The organism is Sphingobium sp. Ant17 (assembly GCF_000588875.1).
Classification (GTDB): Bacteria; Pseudomonadota; Alphaproteobacteria; order Sphingomonadales; family Sphingomonadaceae; genus Sphingobium.
This window is the reverse complement of record NZ_JEMV01000051.1, coordinates 1-16,398: the sequence shown is the minus strand read 5'-3', so window position 1 is coordinate 16,398 and position 16,398 is coordinate 1. Positions and strand designations below refer to the sequence as shown.

Genomic DNA, 16,398 nt, shown 5'->3' with positions numbered 1-16,398 from the left:
CATCCGGCCAAATATCATGAGCCGGTCAATGCGAGACGATCATGAATGGCAATATTGCAGCTCTCCCGATGGAGCGCCCGAAGATTCTACTGGTGGAGGACGAGCCCGGCGTGCGGCGCTCTCTCCAACTTCTCCTTCACGCCCAAGGCTATGACATCCGCTCCTATGCATCAAGCGCAGCATTGATCGCCGATCCGCTTGTGGACGAGGCGGTTTGCCTGGTCGCCGACTATCGCATGCCCGAGATGGATGGCCTTGCGGTCTTGCGTTCCCTCCGTGCACGGGGATGGCAACGACCGGCGATCCTCGTCACCGCCTATGGCTCGCCAGATCTTGTCGAGCGGGCGATGAAGGAGGGCTTCAGCATCGTCATCGAGAAACCGTTGCGCGAGCATGCGCTCGCTGACGCTGTCGCGCGATTGACGGCCCCGCCCCGCGCCTCCCCTGCCCCATCTTCGTGAGCGGCGAAGTGGCGTTGGCCGCTGCAGCGCGTGCATGGGACCGCTAGCCGCTGCCAATTGCTGCGTCTAACCGGGACCGCGCGCCACGACCCTGTCGACGAGGCCAAAAAGCAGATGATGGGCGAACGGCTTGTGGAGAATATGCGCGCAGCCCGCACCGCGTGCGCAGAGTTCAGTCTCCGCAGAATGATCGGTTGTGGTTAGAATGACCGGATGCTGCCAGCCCGCCGCCCGGAGCTGATGCAGAAGATCGATTCCATCCACATGAACGGGCCGATGCTCGGCGATCAGGCAAGCTCCCTCCTCTGTCATCGGATCTGCCAGGAGGCGGGTCTCCTCTGCATAGGCTTTCACGCCATAACCGCGAGCCATAAGCAACAGGTGCAACGCGCGCCTCAATCCGGTGTCGCTCTCGACAAGGAGGATCACGGCGCGAGGAATCTGCAGGTCGGTGGGCCTATGTGTCACTCGTGCCAAACAAACCAGGGATTGCCGGAATCTTCCGGTCGATTCGGTCTAACGGCAATGTCGCCGCTCTGAACTACGTAGATTTCCCAAGTGACGGATAGCGCCACTGCTGATTTCGACTCCAAGGGGAGCGGTGTCAATCCATCCGCGACCGACCCTGCAACCCCCTGGCGACAGCGGCAAGACGCGCGCTCTGGATGACCATACGGAGAGCATTGTCGGTCAGGATCTGGTGCCGCGAGGGTCACTATGTAAGGACGGCTAGGCAAGACCGTCTGCTTCTGTTCGATCATTGGGTTTACCAAGATCAATTCCGCCGTGTCGCACCTATATCATCCATGAGGCAAGCTGCTTTTTCAGGGCACGCGCGCGGCGATGGATCGCAGTGGAGAATGTTCGGGAGCAACCGGCGAACTTGCGCTGTATCTAACCTTTGCAGTACCGTTTCCTGCAGTTGCGAAGGTACGATTCTTTTCCCAAGCTCGGATCAAGCCTTGGCGCAAAATACCTGAAAATACAGACGAAAGTGATAACAATGGAATGCCGTGGGACATGCGGCTTGGGGCATTTACGTAATGCGCTTGCGCGTGTGCAGCTGCAGTAGAGACAGGATTTTTTCAGGAGCTCCAAGATGGCAGCAGCGCATTCACGTCAGGACGCGTCCGATCCGCTCGACGGCATTGCCGAAACTCTCGACCGGGCCGCGATCGCCGGCATGGCGCAGCTGACCAGCGGACTCTCGCCCGCGACGATCCTGCAGGCCTTCTCCGACTGGGGCATGCATCTTGCCAGCTCGCCGGGCAAGCAGTTGCAGCTGGCGGCCAAGACGACACGCAAATTCATGCGGCTCGGCGACTATGCCGTGCGCAGCATCGGCGACCATGACGCTGCTCCCGCAATCGAGCCGCTGCCACAGGATCGTCGCTTCGTCGATCCGGCATGGAAGGAAGCGCCTTTCAACCTGATCGCGCAGGCTTTCCTTCTCAACCAGCAATGGTGGCATGCGGCCACGACCGGCGTGGTGGGCGTCACGAGGCATCATGAAGACATGGTCGCCTTCGGGATGCGGCAGATCCTCGACACGATGGCGCCGACCAATTTCGTCGCGACCAATCCCGTCCTCCAGAAGCGGATATTCGAGACCGGCGGGCAATGCCTTGTCGAGGGTGCCAGGCTATTGCTGGAGGATATGCAGCGCACCATGCGCGGAGAGCTGCCGGTGGGTGCCGAAGCGTTCGAGGTCGGGAAGGATGTTGCAACCACGCCCGGCAAGGTCGTTTATCGCAACGAGCTGATCGAGCTGATCCAATATGCGCCGACCACGGACACCGTGCGGCCGGAACCCATTCTGATCGTGCCGGCCTGGATCATGAAATATTATATTCTCGACCTGTCGCCGGAGAACTCGCTGGTCCGCTGGCTGACCGGGCAGGGCTATACGGTCTTCATCATCTCCTGGCACAATCCCGTCAGCGCGGACCGCGACCTCGACATGGAGGCCTATCGGCGGCTGGGCCCGATGGCGGCGCTCGACGCGGTGACGGCGATCACCGGAGCGCCGACCGTTCACGCCGTCGGCTATTGCATCGGCGGCACGCTGCTGTCGATCGCGGCGGCGGCGATGGCGCGCGACGGCGATGAGCGGCTCGCCACCATCACCCTGTTCGCCGCCCAGACCGAGTTCAGCGAGCCGGGCGAACTTGGCTTGTTCATCGACGAGGCGCAGCTCAACGTGCTCGAGAATATGATGTGGAGCAAGGGCTATCTCGACGGCACGCAGATGGGCGGCGCCTTCCAGATTTTGCGCTCGAACGACCTCGTCTGGTCGCGGATCCTCAACACCTATCTGATGGGCGAGCGCGAGCCGATGTCGGACCTGATGGCGTGGAACGCCGATGGCACGCGGATGCCTTACGCGATGCACAGCCAATATCTGCGCCGCCTGTTCCTCGACGACGATCTCGCCGAGGGTCGCTACAAGATCGACGGCCGAACCATCAGCCTGTCCGCGCTGCGCAAGCCGATGTTCGTCGTCGGCACCGAACGCGACCATGTCGCTCCGTGGCGTTCGGTCCACAAGATCCATATGCTGAGCAGCGCCGAGATCACATTCGCGCTGACCAGCGGCGGGCACAATGCCGGGATCGTCTCCGAGCCCGGGCACAAGGGGCGACGCTACCATATCCTCACCCGTGAGGCAGACGGCGCCGCGCTCGATCCGGACGATTGGATGGCGCATGCGCTCGTGCGGGACGGATCCTGGTGGGTCGCCTGGGACGAGTGGCTGCGCGCGCGTTCGGGCGAGCCGGTCGCTCCGCCGCCGATGGGCGCGCCGGACAAGGACTATCCGGTGATCGACAACGCTCCCGGCCGCTATGTGCTGGAGCATTGAGCGGTGGCCGTGATCGATATGATCGAGAACCGCACCTTCGACGAGATTGTCGTCGGCGACACGGCGAGCGTTGTCCGCACGTTGTGCGAGCAGGACATGCAGCTTTTCGCGCGCGTTTCAGGCGACGCAAATCCGGTGCAACTCGATCCGGCCTATGCCGCCACCGACATGTTCCATCAGGTGATCGCGCCCGGCATGTGGGGCGGCGGGCTCATTTCCGCCACGCTCGGAACCGAGCTCCCCGGTCCCGGCACCATCTATGTCAGCCAGACCCTGCGCTTCATCCGGCCGGTCTGCCTCGGAGATACCGTCACCGCCTCGGTGACCGTCACGGAGAAACGTGCCGAGCACCATGTCGTTCGCCTCGACTGCCGCTGCGTCAACCAGAACGGACAGGACGTCATAACAGGGCAGGCCGAGGTCAAGGCGCCGACCGAAAAGGTCCGCGCCCCCCGGATGGCCTTGCCCGACATCCGCGTTTCCGATCATGATGGATATCGCAAACTGATCGAGATGACGGCCGGCGGCGACGCCATACCGACCGCCGTAGCACATCCCTGCAATACCGCCGCGATTCTCGCGGCGGTGGAGGCCGCCGAGGCCGGCCTGATCCAGCCGATTCTCGTTGGCCCCGAGGAGAAAATCCGGGCGGCGGCCAGGGACGCCGGCAAGGACATAACCGCTTTCCGCCTGATAGCCGCGCCGCACAGCCACGCCGCTGCCGCGCAGGCCGTGGCGCTCGTCCGCTCGGGTGAGGCGCGGTTGCTGATGAAGGGCTCCCTCCATACCGACGAACTGATGGGCGCAGTGGTCTCGTCCGCAACGGGGCTCAGGACCGAGCGCCGCATCAGCCATGCCTATTTGATGGATGTGCCGGAGCACCCTACTCCGCTGATCATCACCGATGCGGCGATCAACATCGAACCGACGCTCGAAGAAAAGGCGGACATCATCCGCAACGCCATCGATCTAGCCCATGTCATCGGGATCGAAAGTCCCAAGGTCGCGATCCTGTCGGCGGTGGAGACGATCAATCCGTCGATGCGATCGACGCTCGACGCCGCCGCGCTCTGCAAGATGGCCGATCGCGGTCAGATTTCAGGCGGCGTGCTCGATGGCCCGCTGGCGTTCGACAATGCGATCAGCGAGGCGGCGGCCAAGGAAAAGGGGATCGTCTCGCCCGTGGCGGGCAAGGCCGAGATCCTGGTCGTCCCCACCCTCGAGGCCGGAAACATGCTTGCCAAGCAGCTGACATTTCTCGGCGGGGCGGATGCCGCCGGGGTGGTGCTGGGCGCGCGCGTGCCGATCATCCTTACCAGCCGCGCAGATTCCCTACGCACACGGCTCGCCTCCTGCGCGGTCGCGGTGCTGCTCGCGCGTGCCGCCACCATGGCGGCACCGGGCCTGCCCGAAGGCAAGCCCCTGGCATGAGCGGCGCCGTCGTCAGCATCAATGCGGGCTCGTCGAGCATCAAGTTCGCGCTGTTCACGCTCGACACCGACGGCCCGCGCCATGCCGCGGCCGGCAAGCTGGAAGGGATCGGCACGGCTCCGCGGCTCGTGGCGCGCGACGCCGATGGCGCCGTCCTGGTCGACCGCAGCTGGAACAATGGCGCGGGGCTGACCCACGAGGCCCTGCTTCATGACCTGTTCGCCTGGGCGGGAGATCACCTGCCCGAACATGAGATCATCGCCATCGGCCATCGCGTCGTCCATGGCGGAATGGCGTTTGCGCGGCCGCTACTGGTCGACGACGCCCTGCTCACTGCACTGGACGCGCTGAGCCCCTTGGCGCCGCTCCACCAGCCCCACAATCTCGCAGCGATCCGGGCCATCCGGGCGCTGGCGCCTGCCCTTCCCCAGGTCGCCTGCTTCGATACCGCCTTCCATCACGACCGGGCGGACAGCGCCACGCGCTTCGCCCTGCCCCGCGCACTGCACGACAAGGGCATCCGGCGCTATGGCTTCCATGGTCTCTCCTACGAATATATCGCGCGGACGCTGAGGGAGATCGACCCGGAGCTGGCGGGCGGGCGATTGATCGTCGCCCACCTGGGAAACGGCGCGAGCCTGTGCGCGATGCGTGAGGGAAAGAGCGTCGATACGACGATGGGCTTCACCGCGCTCGACGGGCTGATGATGGGAACGCGCTGCGGCAACATCGATCCCGGCGTCCTGCTCCACCTTCTGACCCAGGAAGGCATGAGCAGCGGCGAGATCGAGACGCTTCTGTACCAGCAGTCCGGCCTGCTCGGCGTGTCAGGCGTGTCGAGCGACATGCGCGCGCTCCACAAGAGCGAAGACCCGCACGCCGCCGAGGCCATCGACCTCTTCACCTGGCGCGCGGCGCGGGAAGCCGGTGCGCTCGTCTCCTCTCTCGGCGGCCTTGACGGGATCGTCTTTACGGCGGGCATCGGCGAAAATGACCCGATCATCCGCGCATCGATCTGCGAGCGCCTGGCCTGGACCGGCCTGACCATCGACCGGGATCTCACGCCCGCAATGCGCCGGTCATCAGCCGGCCGGACAGCAGGATCATCGCCCGCGTCATCCCGACCGACGAGGAGCGCATGATCGCCGTCCACACCCTTGGCGTCCTGCCTGCACCAGGAGGTGGACGGTGACCCCGATTGCCGCCTATGTGGCCAAACCTCAGCTCGCCGCCGTCACTGAAAGCGATATCACCGGCCGACCACCTGATGGAGCTTCAGGCTACCATTGCATCAGGCAGTGGCTTGCCAGTCACGGCAAAAATCTCGTCGGTCATCGTCGATCGCCGCCCCGCGTTCGACTTGGAGCGGCGCTCCCGCGATGACGACCGCGGATTGGCGCCTTTATGATCGCAACGGCGAGACGACGCTTCACACGATCGGCGACTGGACGGCGCTGGACCTGGGCAACGCCCTGGTCCGATTGTCCGCACGTATGGGTGGGCGTGACGAGGTCCGTCGCATTGACCTGTCCGACCTGGGACGGATCGATACGGCTGGGGCGCTCGCGCTGCTGCAGTTCGTGGCGAAAGACGTCGATATCGACTGTGGCCCGCGAGAGGATCTGCACCGGTTGATCACGCTCGTCCGGCCGGCGCTAGATGCGGAAACACCATCCCGGCAGAGTAGCGGGGATCTGGCCAGCATTTTCGACCGCTTCGGGCGCCACGTCGTCCATCTCGCCCGCGACGCATATGACATGCTGGAGTTCACAGGGCACCTCGTAGCGGCCATTGGGCGAACGATCATCCATCCCGGACGATTGCGGATGACGCCGCTCTTCGCAGTGATGCAGGACGCGGGCATCAACGCCTTGCCGATCGTGTTCACGATGACCTTCTTCATCGGCGCGGTGATCGCGCTCGTCGGCACCAATCTGCTGACGACTTTGGGCGTGGAGGTGTTCACGGTCGAACTCGTTGGTGTTGCCGTCCTGCGCGAGTTCGGCGTCGTCATCGCCGCGATCCTGCTGGCGGGCCGCTCCGCGTCCTCGTTCGCCGCGCAGATCGGCGCAATGCGCATGAACCAGGAAACCGACGCCATGCAGGTCATGGGCGTCGACCGCTTCGACGCCCTTGTGATCCCGCGCGTCCTGGCCGCGCTCTTGATGATGCCGCTGATGACCTTCTGCGCCGATATAGGCGGCCTCGCCGGCGGGCTGTTGGTGAGTTGGGCAACGATCGATATCAATCCCGCATTCTTTATCCAACGGACGCTCGAGATGGTCGCCATCAAGCATTTTTGGATGGGGATGAGTAAGGCGCCGTTTCTCGCGCTGGTGATCGCCGCCGCCGGCTGCCGGCACGGATTGATGGTGGGCGGCGATGTGCAGAGCCTCGGCCGCAACGTCACTTCTTCGGTCGTTCAGTCGGTCTTCATGGTCATCATGTTCGACGCGGTGTTCGCCGTGATCTTCACGGTGCTCGACTTGTGAGCGCCCCGTCCGCAACCGGCGACGGCGACGCGCCGATCCGCATCTCCGGCCTTCGCACGGCCTTTGGTAAGAAGGTCATCCACGAGAAGCTGGATCTCGAAGTCCGCAAGGGAGAAATACTGGGTGTGGTCGGCGGCTCCGGCTCGGGCAAATCGGTGCTGCTCAATACGATCCTCGGCCTCAAGCGCCCCGATGGTGGGACGGTCGAGATTTTCGGACGGCGTATCGATGATCCGGACGCTCGATCGGCGGTCGAACGGCGCATCGGCGTGATGTTCCAGCAGGGCGCGCTGTTCTCCTTCCTGACCGTCCAGGAAAATGTCGAAACGCCGCTCCTCGAGCATGCGCGTCTGCCGAAGGACTTTGTGCGCGATCTCGCCCGCTTGAAAATCGCGCTCGCGGGGCTTCCCGACAATGCCGGGTCGCTCAAGCCGGCGGAGCTTTCAGGTGGCATGCGCAAGCGCGCGGGCGTGGCGCGTGCGATCGCACTCGATCCCGACATACTGTTCCTCGACGAACCCACCGCAGGTCTCGATCCGATCGCAGCGAGCGAGTTCGACGCGCTCGTTACCACCTTGCGCCAGGCGCTTGGCCTCACCGTCTTCATGATCACCCATGATCTCGACACGCTTTACGCCATCTGCGACCGCGTGGCGGTACTGGCGGAGAAGAAGATAGTCACCGTCGCGACCGTCGATGAACTTGAGCGATCGGACCATCCCTGGATCAAGAGCTATTTCCTGGGGCCGCGCGGCCGTGCCGTCCAGAAGAAGCTGCGCTGATGGAACGCCATGCCAATTATGCCCTGGTGGGCATTGTCTCCACGGTGTTTCTGATCGCCTCGATCGTCTTTGTCGTCTGGCTGGGCGGGTCCCAGTTCAGGCGTGACCATGACCTGTATCGCATCATGTTTGTGGGTCCGGTGCGCGGGCTGAGCAAAGGCGGTGAAGTTCAGTTCAACGGTATCAAGGTTGGTCAGATTCAGAATATCCGGCTTGATGAGGACGATCCCAATCGCGTGCTCACCGACATCGCGGTCGACCGTGGGACGCCGATCCGCGTGGACTCGATGGCTTCGACCGAAATTCAGGGGATCTCGAGTGTCAGCGTTATCCAGATCGGCGCCGGATCCCAGCAAAAGCCCTTATTGCGCAAGGTCGATGGGAGCGAGCGCCCGATCATTTCCAGCAAGGCCAACGCTCTGTCGACTCTCCTGCAGGGCGGCGGCCAGATGGTCCAGGCCGCTACCGAGGCGCTCAACCGCGTGAACCGGCTGCTCTCGGATCGCACGATCGCCAATGTGGGTGCGGCTGTAGAGGATATTCGCCTGACCAGCGCGGAATTCGCGGCGAACCGGAGGATGATATCGAACGCTGCCTCGGCCCTTGCGAAGCTCGATCGTGCCGCGACCGACATCCAGGCGCCTCAGCATCGGTCCGCCAGATCGCCGACGGCGACGGCAGGCGCGCTTTCGCCGATATCTCGGGTGCGGCAGGTGAGCTCAAGACCGCAATCCACGAAGCCCGGGAAGCCGTCGCCAGACTCGACACGCGAAGCGCCGACATAAGCACCACCACCCTTCCCAACATCAACGCCGCCATGATCAGTCTTCAGGACACGGCCGAGTCGCTCGACGGTCTCATCCGGCAGATCCAGCGGGATCCACGTCACGCGCTTGGCAAGGGCAGCGGCAGGGAACGGGAGCTTCCGCAATGAAACATTTTGCCGTCTTGAGGATATCTGCGGCCCTCCTCATTGGCTTACTCGCACTTTCCGGCTGTGGCAGCCTGCTCGGTGGCGGCGCGCGGGATGATCTTTTCCGTTTTGGCGTGCCGCACCTTCCCGCGCGCCCCTCGACAACGGTTGGGCACAGTCCGATGCCCCGTACCATTTCGCTCCTGCGTATCCGCTTCGCGCCGGAGATCGAAGGTGACCGGATCCTCACAACACAAGGCGCGCGCGCGCTCTACATGAAGGACACGCGCTGGGTAGCGTCCGTTCCGGAGCTTTTCGTGCAGGCGCTGGGCCGACAGTTCGGCGAGCGCGTACCGACGATCCGGCTGGCGCCGCCTGGAAGCGCGACCGGCGCATTACAGGCATTGCAGATAAGCATCGACCGGTTCGAGGCGCGCTACCCTGCGGAAGGTGCGGAACAGGGTCCGCCAGCCGTGATCATCACCGGAGACGCAACACTGCTTGATCTGCGGGATCGGCAGCCGATCGCATCACGCCGTTTCACGGTGGAGGAGCCGGTGACCGCCAATAGCAAGAGCGGGATTGTCGCGGCGTTCGACCGGGCGGTGGCGCGTTATGCGACACAGTTTGTCGATTGGACCATACAGGCGTCCGGCGCAGAACTCATGGACGTGAGGTCTCAGAAAGGTCAGAACAATGAGCAATAACCCAACCCATCTGGTCACGCGCAGCGGGCTTGAGCTTTCGGTGAGACCGGCAGGCGCGCAGGACCGGCCGATCCTGACGCAATTGTTCCACCATGTGAGCCATGAGGATTTGCGCTTCCGGTTCCTGTCAGGACTGAACGAGATCGGACCGGAGCAACTTCGTGCCCTGACCCCGATCGATGATGGCAACGCGCTAAGCTTCCTCGCCTTCGATGCCGAGAGCGGCGCCGCGGTTGCAAGCGCGATGCTCGTATCCGATGCAGCGGGCGAGCGGGGCGAGGTGGCGATCTCGGTTGACGCCGACTATCGGCACAGAGGCGTCGGATGGACATTGCTCTCCTTCGTGGCCGATCAGGCGGAAGCGCGGGGGCTCTCGATAATCGAGTCGATCGAGAGCCGCGCCAATGTCGCTGCAATCGAACTCGAACGCGACATGGGCTTCACGGTCGAGGAATATCCAGGGGACTCGACCCTGGTGCTGGTCAGGAAAACGCTGCGCGCCGGTTGACCGCCGGCGCCCAGCGCTCAACGCGCCAGGGCCGCGGCGATCGCGTCCTTCAATGGCGTGGTCGGCCGGCCTATCAGCTGGCTGAGTTGATGGCCGTCGTCGAAGAGCGCGCCCTGTCCGGCCGCAGCGTCCGACTGGGCGAGCATCGCCGCCACCGCCTCCGGCAGGCCGGCGTCGACCAGTGCCGCCTTGTAGTCGGCCTCGCTCAGGTTGCGAAAGATGATCGTCATGCCCGCCTGGCGGGAGAGTTCGTCCGCGAATTCGGCGAGCGTATAGGCTTCGTCACCCGCCAGTTCGTAGACGCGTCCGGCCTGATCCTCCTGCGCCACCAGAACGGCGGCGGTTGCGTCGGCAAAGTCGGCGCGGGTGGCCGAGGCGATGCGGGCGTCTCCGGCGGAGCCTCTCACCACGCCATGCTGGAGAGCGGAGGGTATCGAGGCGGTGTAGTTCTCGGTGTACCAGCTGTTCCGTAGCAAGACATAGTGTACGCCGCTTTCCCGGAGGAGCGCTTCGGTCTGGCGATGCTCTTCGGCAAGACCGAGCGGTGACGTATCCGCGTGCAGCACGCTGGTATAGGCGATGAGCTTCACGCCCACCGTCCTGGCGGCGTCGATCACCGCCTTATGTTGCGGCACGCGGTGTCCGACCTCGTTTCCCGAAATGAGCAGCAGCTTATCGATACCCGCCAGGGCCGGGCCCAGGGTCTCCGGTCGGCTATAATCGGCTTCGCGCACGACGACGCCCTTCGCAGCGAGGTCGGACGCCTTGTCGATATTACGTACCAGGGCTGCGATCTCGCCGGCCGCACCGTTTTCAACAGCGCCGAAATGACGAGCCGCCCGAGTTGTCCCGTCGCTCCGGTGATGGCGAGCATGGCTCTTCCTCTTCTTTGCTTGGGGGCGTTGGACCGCAAGCGGCAACGCCCTGCATGAGATCGACTCTATTCCGGCTTCGCGGTCGGCGCCAATGCCCGCAATCCACCAATCAACGCATCGAGCCGCTGTTCGGCTTCACCATGTTCGGCCTCCGGATAAGCGGTGGCGACGCGGGCGCCCCAATAGCCAAGATCGACCGTCGTGAGACTGAATTCAAAGGGAACGCCTTCGCGGCTGCCGCGGAACCGTCCGCGCCAGACGGCATCCTTTGGCATGTCGGGAAGAACGACCGGCCCCTCGGACAGCGGCGTGCTTTCATCGAAATAGCTGCGCGCAAGCCACTTCATGATCGTATAATGCTCCTTCGCCGACATTTGCTCGATATGAACCAGCGAGATGCGGGCAACGATCGTCGAACCGTGCACTGGCGAACGATATTCGACGGAAACATACTGGCCGCTGGGATCATATCCCTGCTCGGCTACGCGGGTGAATCCGGCGAGCATATGGGGAAAGCGCGCACCGCTTCCCACATGCACCAAGGTCCCGTCGGAATCGAGGCGGAAGCCCGCCGGGGCGGTCGCTTCGGCGGCAGCGGGCGCCGACTGGGCGGCGGTGTGAATAGAAAGCCCAAGAAGAACACTCAGAACGAGCGGCGCAAGACGCCGGAGACGCGTCTTCCTTTTCATTCGGGAAGCTTCGCCATGATGATGGCGGCGATCGCCATCACCAGACCTGCTGTCAATCCATACAGGAAAATGACGTCGATCGACTGACGAATTCTGTCCAGGGCGTGCATGGAGATTCTCCCCTTTGTGGTGAGAAAAGTTTCGCGCAGCCGCGCTGTTGGGCATATTGGTAGTGTTACTGAGGCGGCCATCACCATGTGCCTGCTTATGCCATCGTTCCGATCGTCCGGCGGAACCGCGCGAGCGCGATCAGGAAGAACACCGCCCCGATCACGGTGATGGCAAGGAACTGGGGCCAGACCACGTCGAAGCCCGCTCCCCGGTAAAGAACAGCCTGCGCCATCCTCACAAAATGGGTGGTGGGCGCGGCGAGCATCACCGTCTGCACGAACTCCGGCATGCTCTCGCGCGGGGTCATGCCGCCCGAGAGCAGCTGGAGCGGCAGCAGGACGAGCATCAGCAGCAGCCCGAACTGCGGCATCGATCGCGCGATCGTGCCCATGAAGATGCCGATCGACGTGGTCGCGAACAGGTGGAGCGCCGCCCCTGCCAGGAACAGCGGGATCGATCCCTCGATCGGCACCTTCAATATCCCTTCGACCACCACCAGCAGCGCGAAGGCGCAGGCGAGCAGGACGACGAGCCCCATCGCCCAGACCTTGCTCGCCATGATCTCGAACGGCGTGACCGGCATCACCAGCAGATGCTCGATGGTGCCATGCTCGCGCTCCCGGATCAGCGCGGCGCCGGTCAACACGATCGAGAGCATGGTGACGTTGTTGATGATCTCCATCACCGACCCGAACCAGCTCTGGGCGAGAGTCGGGTTGAAGCGGGCGCGCAACGCGAGATCGGCGGGCGGCGCGGCGGTGGCGCGCGTGCCCCGCATGAACTCGGAGACCTCGCCCTGGACGATCTGCTGGATGTATCCGCCGCCGGTGAAGGCCTGGCTCATGCGCGTGGCATCGATGTTGAGCTGGACGGTCGGCTGGCGGCCGGCGAGCACGTCGCGCTGGAAATCGGGCGGCAGGTCGAGCGCGAAGGTGTAGCGCCCGGCGTCCATGGCCGGATCGACCTCGCCCAAAGCAAGCAGCGCCGGCGGCGTGAAATGCGGCGGATAGAAGGCTCCGGTGATCCGGCTGGACAGCGGGGACTGATCCTCGTCGACGATTGCGATCGGCGCCTTGTTCAGAGTCTCGGGCATGGCGGAGGCCGCCACGTAGATGCCGAGCGAGAAGGCGTAGACGATCAGCACCAGCATCATCGGATCGCGCCACAGGCTGCGCAGCTCTTTGACGCCCAGACGTCCGATATTGGCGATATGCCGCATCTCAGCCCTCCTGCTTTTTCAAAAGCGCGACGGACAGCGCGAGCAGCACCGGTACTGCCACGGCCAGCGCCAGAAGCGGCTGACCCAGGTCGCCGAAGCCCAGCCCTTTCGAAAAGACGCCCCGACAGACGGTGACGAAATGGGTGGTCGGGAAGATGCGCCCGATAAACGCCCCGACGCCCTCCAGCGACGAGACCGGGTTGATCAGCCCCGAAAACTGCACCGCCGGCAGGATGGTGCCGATCGCGGTTGCGAACAGCGCGGCGATCTGGCTGCGCATGAAGATCGAGAACAGCAGCCCGATCGCGGTCGCGGACAGCGTGTAGAGCAAGGCCGCCAGCGTCATCGCCAGCACATTGCCGGTGATCGGCACGCGAAAGACGAGCAGCGCCAACAGCACCAGCAGCACATAGTTGAGCATGGCCAGCGCGACATAGGGCAGCTGCTTGCCCAGCAGAAACTCGATGCGCGTGATCGGCGTGACATAGAAGTTGATGATCGAGCCCAATTCCTTCTCGCGGACGACGCTGAGCGCCGTCAGCATCGCGGGGAACAGCAGCAACAGGACGGGGATGACCGCTGGCGCGATCGCCACCAGGCTCTTGACGTCGGGATTGTAGCGATAGCGCGTCTCGATATTGATGAGGCCCGCCGAGGGCCGAGCGCCAAGCTCTTGCACGGCCATCTCTCCCAGCCATTGCGCGTGCAGTGCCTGGATATATCCCTGCACGGTCTCCGCCCGCATCGGCATGGCGCCATCGATCCACACGCCGATCTGGACCGGATCGCCGCGGCGCAGGTCGCGCGCAAAACCCGGTGGAATCTCGATCGCGACGCTGAGCTCGCCATCGCGCATGCGCCGGTCGAGCTGCGCGTAATCGGTGATCGGCGGGCGTTCGATGAAGTAGCGGGATCCCGCAAGGTTCAGCGCATAATTCTGGCTGGTCGTGGTGCCGTCGCGATCGAGCACCGCGAACGGCAGGTTCTCAACATCCAGGCTGATGCCATAGCCCATGATGAACATGAGCAGCACGCTTCCCAGAAGGGCGAGCGTGGCGCGGATCGGATCGCGACGCAGCTCCAGCGCCTCGCGCCGGGAATAGCTCAGCATCCGTCGGCGGCTGAAGGTGCGGGAAAAGGACGAACCGGACTCAGCCTTTGTCTCGGTGGCCGGCGCCGCGGCCGCCACTCCCGCCTCCGCACTTTCGTCTCCCGCCGCCGCGTCCTCCAGATAGCTGATGAACGCATCCTCGAGGTTTTTGCTGCCGCGCTTCTCGACGATCGCCGCCGGCGTATCGCTGACCAGCACCTTGCCGGCATGCATCAGCGAAATCCGGTCGCAACGCTCGGCCTCGTTCATGAAATGGGTGGAGATGAAGATCGTCACCTTGTCGCCCCGCGACAGGTCGATCATCATCTGCCAGAACTGGTCGCGCGCGATTGGATCGACGCCCGAGGTCGGCTCGTCGAGGATCAGCATCTCGGGCTTGTGGATCATCGCCACCGCCAAGCTAAGCCGCTGGCGCTGGCCGAGCGGGAGCGCGTCGGGCAGCGCGTCCATGATGTCGGTCAGGCCGAAGCGTCCGGCCATCTCCTCGACCCGGGCGGGAATTTGGGCGGCGGGCACATGGAAGAGCTGCGCGTGCAGCTCAAGGTTCTGTCGGACGGTGAGTTCGGAATAGAGCGAGAAGGCCTGGGACATGTAGCCCACGCGCCGACGCGTCGCCATGTCGTCATTCTCGACTTCGCGCCCGAACAGCCACGCTTGGCCCCCGCTCGCCTTGAGCAGGCCGGTCAGCATCTTCATCGTCGTCGACTTGCCGCACCCATTGGAGCCCAGGAAGCCGAAGATCTCGCCGCGCTCGATCCGGAAATCGACATGGTCGACCGCGGTGAAATCGCCGAAGCGCATGGTCAGTCCCTTGGCCTCGATGGCGATCTCGGCATCGCTCCCATCGCTGCGCGGAGGGATGGTCACGGGCTTGTGACCACGCCGGCGCTCTTCGGGCAGCAGGGCGATGAACGCCTGCTCCAGGCCGTCGGTGCCGGTGCGTTCATAGAAATCCGCCGGAGTGCCGGTTGCGAGGATCTGCCCCGCATCCATCGCCACCAGCCAGTCGAACCGAGCCGCCTCCTCCATATAGGCGGTGGCGACAAGCACGCTCATGCCCGGCCGGTCGGCGCGGATGCGATCGATCAGGTCCCAGAACTGCGCGCGCGATAGTGGATCGACGCCGGTGGTCGGCTCGTCGAGCAGCAGGAAATCCGGATCATGGATCAGCGCGCAGCAGAGCCCGAGCTTCTGCTTCATCCCGCCCGAAAGCTTACCCGCCGGACGTTTGCGGAACGGCGCAAGGCCGGTGCTCTCGGTGAGCTGGGCGATCCGCCGCTCGCGCTCCTGCGCATCCTGCCCGAACAGGCGCGCGAAAAACTCCAGATTCTCGTCGATGGAGAGGGTCGGATAGAGGTTCTTGCCGAGGCCCTGCGGCATATAGGCGATGCGTGGACAGACCGCTTCGCGATGCCGCCGGTCCGCCATGTCGCCGCCGAGAACCTCGACACTGCCTTCCTGGATCACGCGCGCGCCGGCGAGCAGCGAGAACAGGGTGGACTTGCCGACGCCGTCGGGGCCGATCAGCGCGACCATGCGTCCGGCCGGAATTTCCAGATCGATGCTGTCGAGCGCCCGCGTCCTGCCATAGTGCAGGCTGACGCCCGAAAGGCGTGCCACCAATTCCGGCGAGGCGCCCTCCGACATGCCGGGCGCGGTCATCGCGACACGTTGACGGTCAGCTTCGCCGGCCATTCGGCATCGCGGCTGGTCCGCACATAGGCCATGCCGGGCAGCCCGGTCTTGACCTGGGTGATGTGGCGATCGAGCAGGGCGGGATCGATCCGCGCCTTGACGCGGAACATCAGCTTCTGCCGTTCGCTTGCCGTCTCGACGGTCTTCGGCGTGAACTGCGCGACATCGGCGACGAACGACACCTTGGCCGGGATCACATAGTCGGGCGCGGCATCGAGCACGATCCGCACGTCGCTCCCCAGCGCCACGCGTCCCGCCACCGTCTCAGGCAGGAAGAAGGTCATGTAGACGTCGCCGAGATTGACGAGGTTGAGCACGCGCCCGCCGCCGGCGACGACCTCGCCCGGCTGGGCCACGCGATACTGGACCCTTCCGCCCACCGGAGCGCGCAGGTCGCTGTCGCGGATATCGGCCTCGATCCGCTCGATCGTCGCGCGGACGGCATCGACGTTCGAGCGCGCGCCGATCACCTGGCTGCGCGCGGTGCCGATGGCCGCATCGACCGCAGCCAGCTGCGCGCGCGCCGCCTCGACGGCAGCCGTCG

General features: G+C 64.4%; 15 protein-coding genes. 9 read left to right on the top strand and 6 right to left on the bottom strand.

What is annotated here, in order from left to right:
- Window positions 1–41: 41 nt before the first annotated feature.
- Window positions 42–461, top strand: a complete 420-nt coding sequence (locus tag BF95_RS18545; RefSeq protein ID WP_043153338.1) for a response regulator transcription factor — start codon at window positions 42–44, stop codon at window positions 459–461.
- A gap of 66 nt (window positions 462–527) precedes the next feature.
- On the opposite strand, the gene BF95_RS18540 is transcribed toward BF95_RS18545, so the two are convergent.
- The gene (locus tag BF95_RS18540) at window positions 528–890 is read right to left on the bottom strand and encodes a response regulator (protein WP_161774347.1); all 363 of its coding nucleotides are present in this window, start codon (window positions 888–890) and stop codon (window positions 528–530) included.
- Window positions 891–1,560: 670 nt separating this feature from the next.
- Between BF95_RS18540 and BF95_RS18535 the strand changes: the two genes are divergently transcribed.
- The 8 genes from BF95_RS18535 to BF95_RS18500 all read left to right on the top strand — a co-directional run bounded on the left by BF95_RS18535 (window position 1,561) and on the right by BF95_RS18500 (window position 10,154).
- Window positions 1,561–3,321, top strand: coding sequence for a PHA/PHB synthase family protein (locus BF95_RS18535; RefSeq protein ID WP_051520108.1), 1,761 nt, complete (start codon window positions 1,561–1,563; stop codon window positions 3,319–3,321).
- An 18-nt stretch (window positions 3,322–3,339) separates the two neighbouring features.
- A complete protein-coding gene (locus BF95_RS18530) occupies window positions 3,340–4,752 on the top strand; it encodes a bifunctional enoyl-CoA hydratase/phosphate acetyltransferase (protein ID WP_443018393.1) in 1,413 nt (470 codons plus the stop codon).
- Window positions 4,749–5,894, top strand: coding sequence for an acetate/propionate family kinase (locus BF95_RS18525; RefSeq protein WP_443018391.1), 1,146 nt, complete (start codon window positions 4,749–4,751; stop codon window positions 5,892–5,894). Before BF95_RS18530 ends, BF95_RS18525 begins: the two co-directional genes overlap by 4 nt.
- A gap of 237 nt (window positions 5,895–6,131) precedes the next feature.
- The gene (locus BF95_RS18520) at window positions 6,132–7,244 is read left to right on the top strand and encodes an ABC transporter permease (protein ID WP_043153332.1); all 1,113 of its coding nucleotides are present in this window, start codon (window positions 6,132–6,134) and stop codon (window positions 7,242–7,244) included.
- On the top strand, window positions 7,241–8,026 hold the full coding sequence (locus tag BF95_RS18515) for an ABC transporter ATP-binding protein (protein WP_043153328.1): 786 nt from the start codon (window positions 7,241–7,243) through the stop codon (window positions 8,024–8,026). Before BF95_RS18520 ends, BF95_RS18515 begins: the two co-directional genes overlap by 4 nt.
- The gene (locus BF95_RS18510; protein ID WP_235209856.1) at window positions 8,026–8,811 is read left to right on the top strand and encodes an MlaD family protein; all 786 of its coding nucleotides are present in this window, start codon (window positions 8,026–8,028) and stop codon (window positions 8,809–8,811) included. Before BF95_RS18515 ends, BF95_RS18510 begins: the two co-directional genes overlap by 1 nt.
- Window positions 8,812–8,956: 145 nt before the next feature.
- Window positions 8,957–9,646, top strand: coding sequence for an ABC-type transport auxiliary lipoprotein family protein (locus BF95_RS18505; RefSeq protein WP_043153326.1), 690 nt, complete (start codon window positions 8,957–8,959; stop codon window positions 9,644–9,646).
- On the top strand, window positions 9,636–10,154 hold the full coding sequence (locus BF95_RS18500) for a GNAT family N-acetyltransferase (RefSeq protein ID WP_043153323.1): 519 nt from the start codon (window positions 9,636–9,638) through the stop codon (window positions 10,152–10,154). Before BF95_RS18505 ends, BF95_RS18500 begins: the two co-directional genes overlap by 11 nt.
- A 17-nt stretch (window positions 10,155–10,171) precedes the next feature.
- Here BF95_RS18500 and BF95_RS18495 read toward each other — a convergent pair whose 3' ends face one another.
- The 5 genes from BF95_RS18495 to BF95_RS18475 all read right to left on the bottom strand — a co-directional run.
- Window positions 10,172–11,074, bottom strand: coding sequence for an SDR family oxidoreductase (locus BF95_RS18495; RefSeq protein WP_327195479.1), 903 nt, complete (start codon window positions 11,072–11,074; stop codon window positions 10,172–10,174).
- A 20-nt stretch (window positions 11,075–11,094) separates the two neighbouring features.
- Entirely contained in the window at window positions 11,095–11,718 is a 624-nt protein-coding gene (locus tag BF95_RS18490) for a hypothetical protein (RefSeq protein ID WP_051520107.1), read from the bottom strand.
- A 205-nt stretch (window positions 11,719–11,923) separates the two neighbouring features.
- Window positions 11,924–13,048, bottom strand: a complete 1,125-nt coding sequence (locus BF95_RS18485; protein ID WP_043153320.1) for an ABC transporter permease — start codon at window positions 13,046–13,048, stop codon at window positions 11,924–11,926.
- Between the two features lies 1 nt (window position 13,049).
- Window positions 13,050–15,806 carry a ribosome-associated ATPase/putative transporter RbbA gene (gene rbbA, locus BF95_RS18480; protein WP_043153363.1) on the bottom strand — a complete coding sequence of 919 codons (2,757 nt, stop codon included), beginning with the start codon at window positions 15,804–15,806 and terminating at the stop codon, window positions 13,050–13,052.
- Between the two features lie 11 nt (window positions 15,807–15,817).
- Window positions 15,818–16,398, bottom strand: a 581-nt coding sequence (locus BF95_RS18475; RefSeq protein ID WP_043153317.1) for an HlyD family secretion protein, incomplete at its 5' end; no start/stop codon positions are given.

Bases quoted from the DNA above. Each gene is read 5' to 3' on its own strand.
- BF95_RS18535 (WP_051520108.1), top strand. From the start codon at position 1,561: ATGGCAGCAGCGCATTCACGTCAGGACGCGTCCGATCCGCTCGACGGC.
- BF95_RS18520 (WP_043153332.1), top strand. From the start codon at position 6,132: ATGACGACCGCGGATTGGCGCCTTTATGATCGCAACGGCGAGACGACG.
- BF95_RS18510 (WP_235209856.1), top strand. From the start codon at position 8,026: ATGGAACGCCATGCCAATTATGCCCTGGTGGGCATTGTCTCCACGGTG.
- BF95_RS18525 (WP_443018391.1), top strand. From the start codon at position 4,749: ATGAGCGGCGCCGTCGTCAGCATCAATGCGGGCTCGTCGAGCATCAAG.
- BF95_RS18505 (WP_043153326.1), top strand. From the start codon at position 8,957: ATGAAACATTTTGCCGTCTTGAGGATATCTGCGGCCCTCCTCATTGGC.
- rbbA (WP_043153363.1), bottom strand. From the start codon at position 15,806: ATGTCGGAGGGCGCCTCGCCGGAATTGGTGGCACGCCTTTCGGGCGTC.
- BF95_RS18500 (WP_043153323.1), top strand. From the start codon at position 9,636: ATGAGCAATAACCCAACCCATCTGGTCACGCGCAGCGGGCTTGAGCTT.
- BF95_RS18485 (WP_043153320.1), bottom strand. From the start codon at position 13,048: ATGCGGCATATCGCCAATATCGGACGTCTGGGCGTCAAAGAGCTGCGC.
- BF95_RS18545 (WP_043153338.1), top strand. From the start codon at position 42: ATGAATGGCAATATTGCAGCTCTCCCGATGGAGCGCCCGAAGATTCTA.
- BF95_RS18490 (WP_051520107.1), bottom strand. From the start codon at position 11,718: ATGAAAAGGAAGACGCGTCTCCGGCGTCTTGCGCCGCTCGTTCTGAGT.
- BF95_RS18530 (WP_443018393.1), top strand. From the start codon at position 3,340: ATGATCGAGAACCGCACCTTCGACGAGATTGTCGTCGGCGACACGGCG.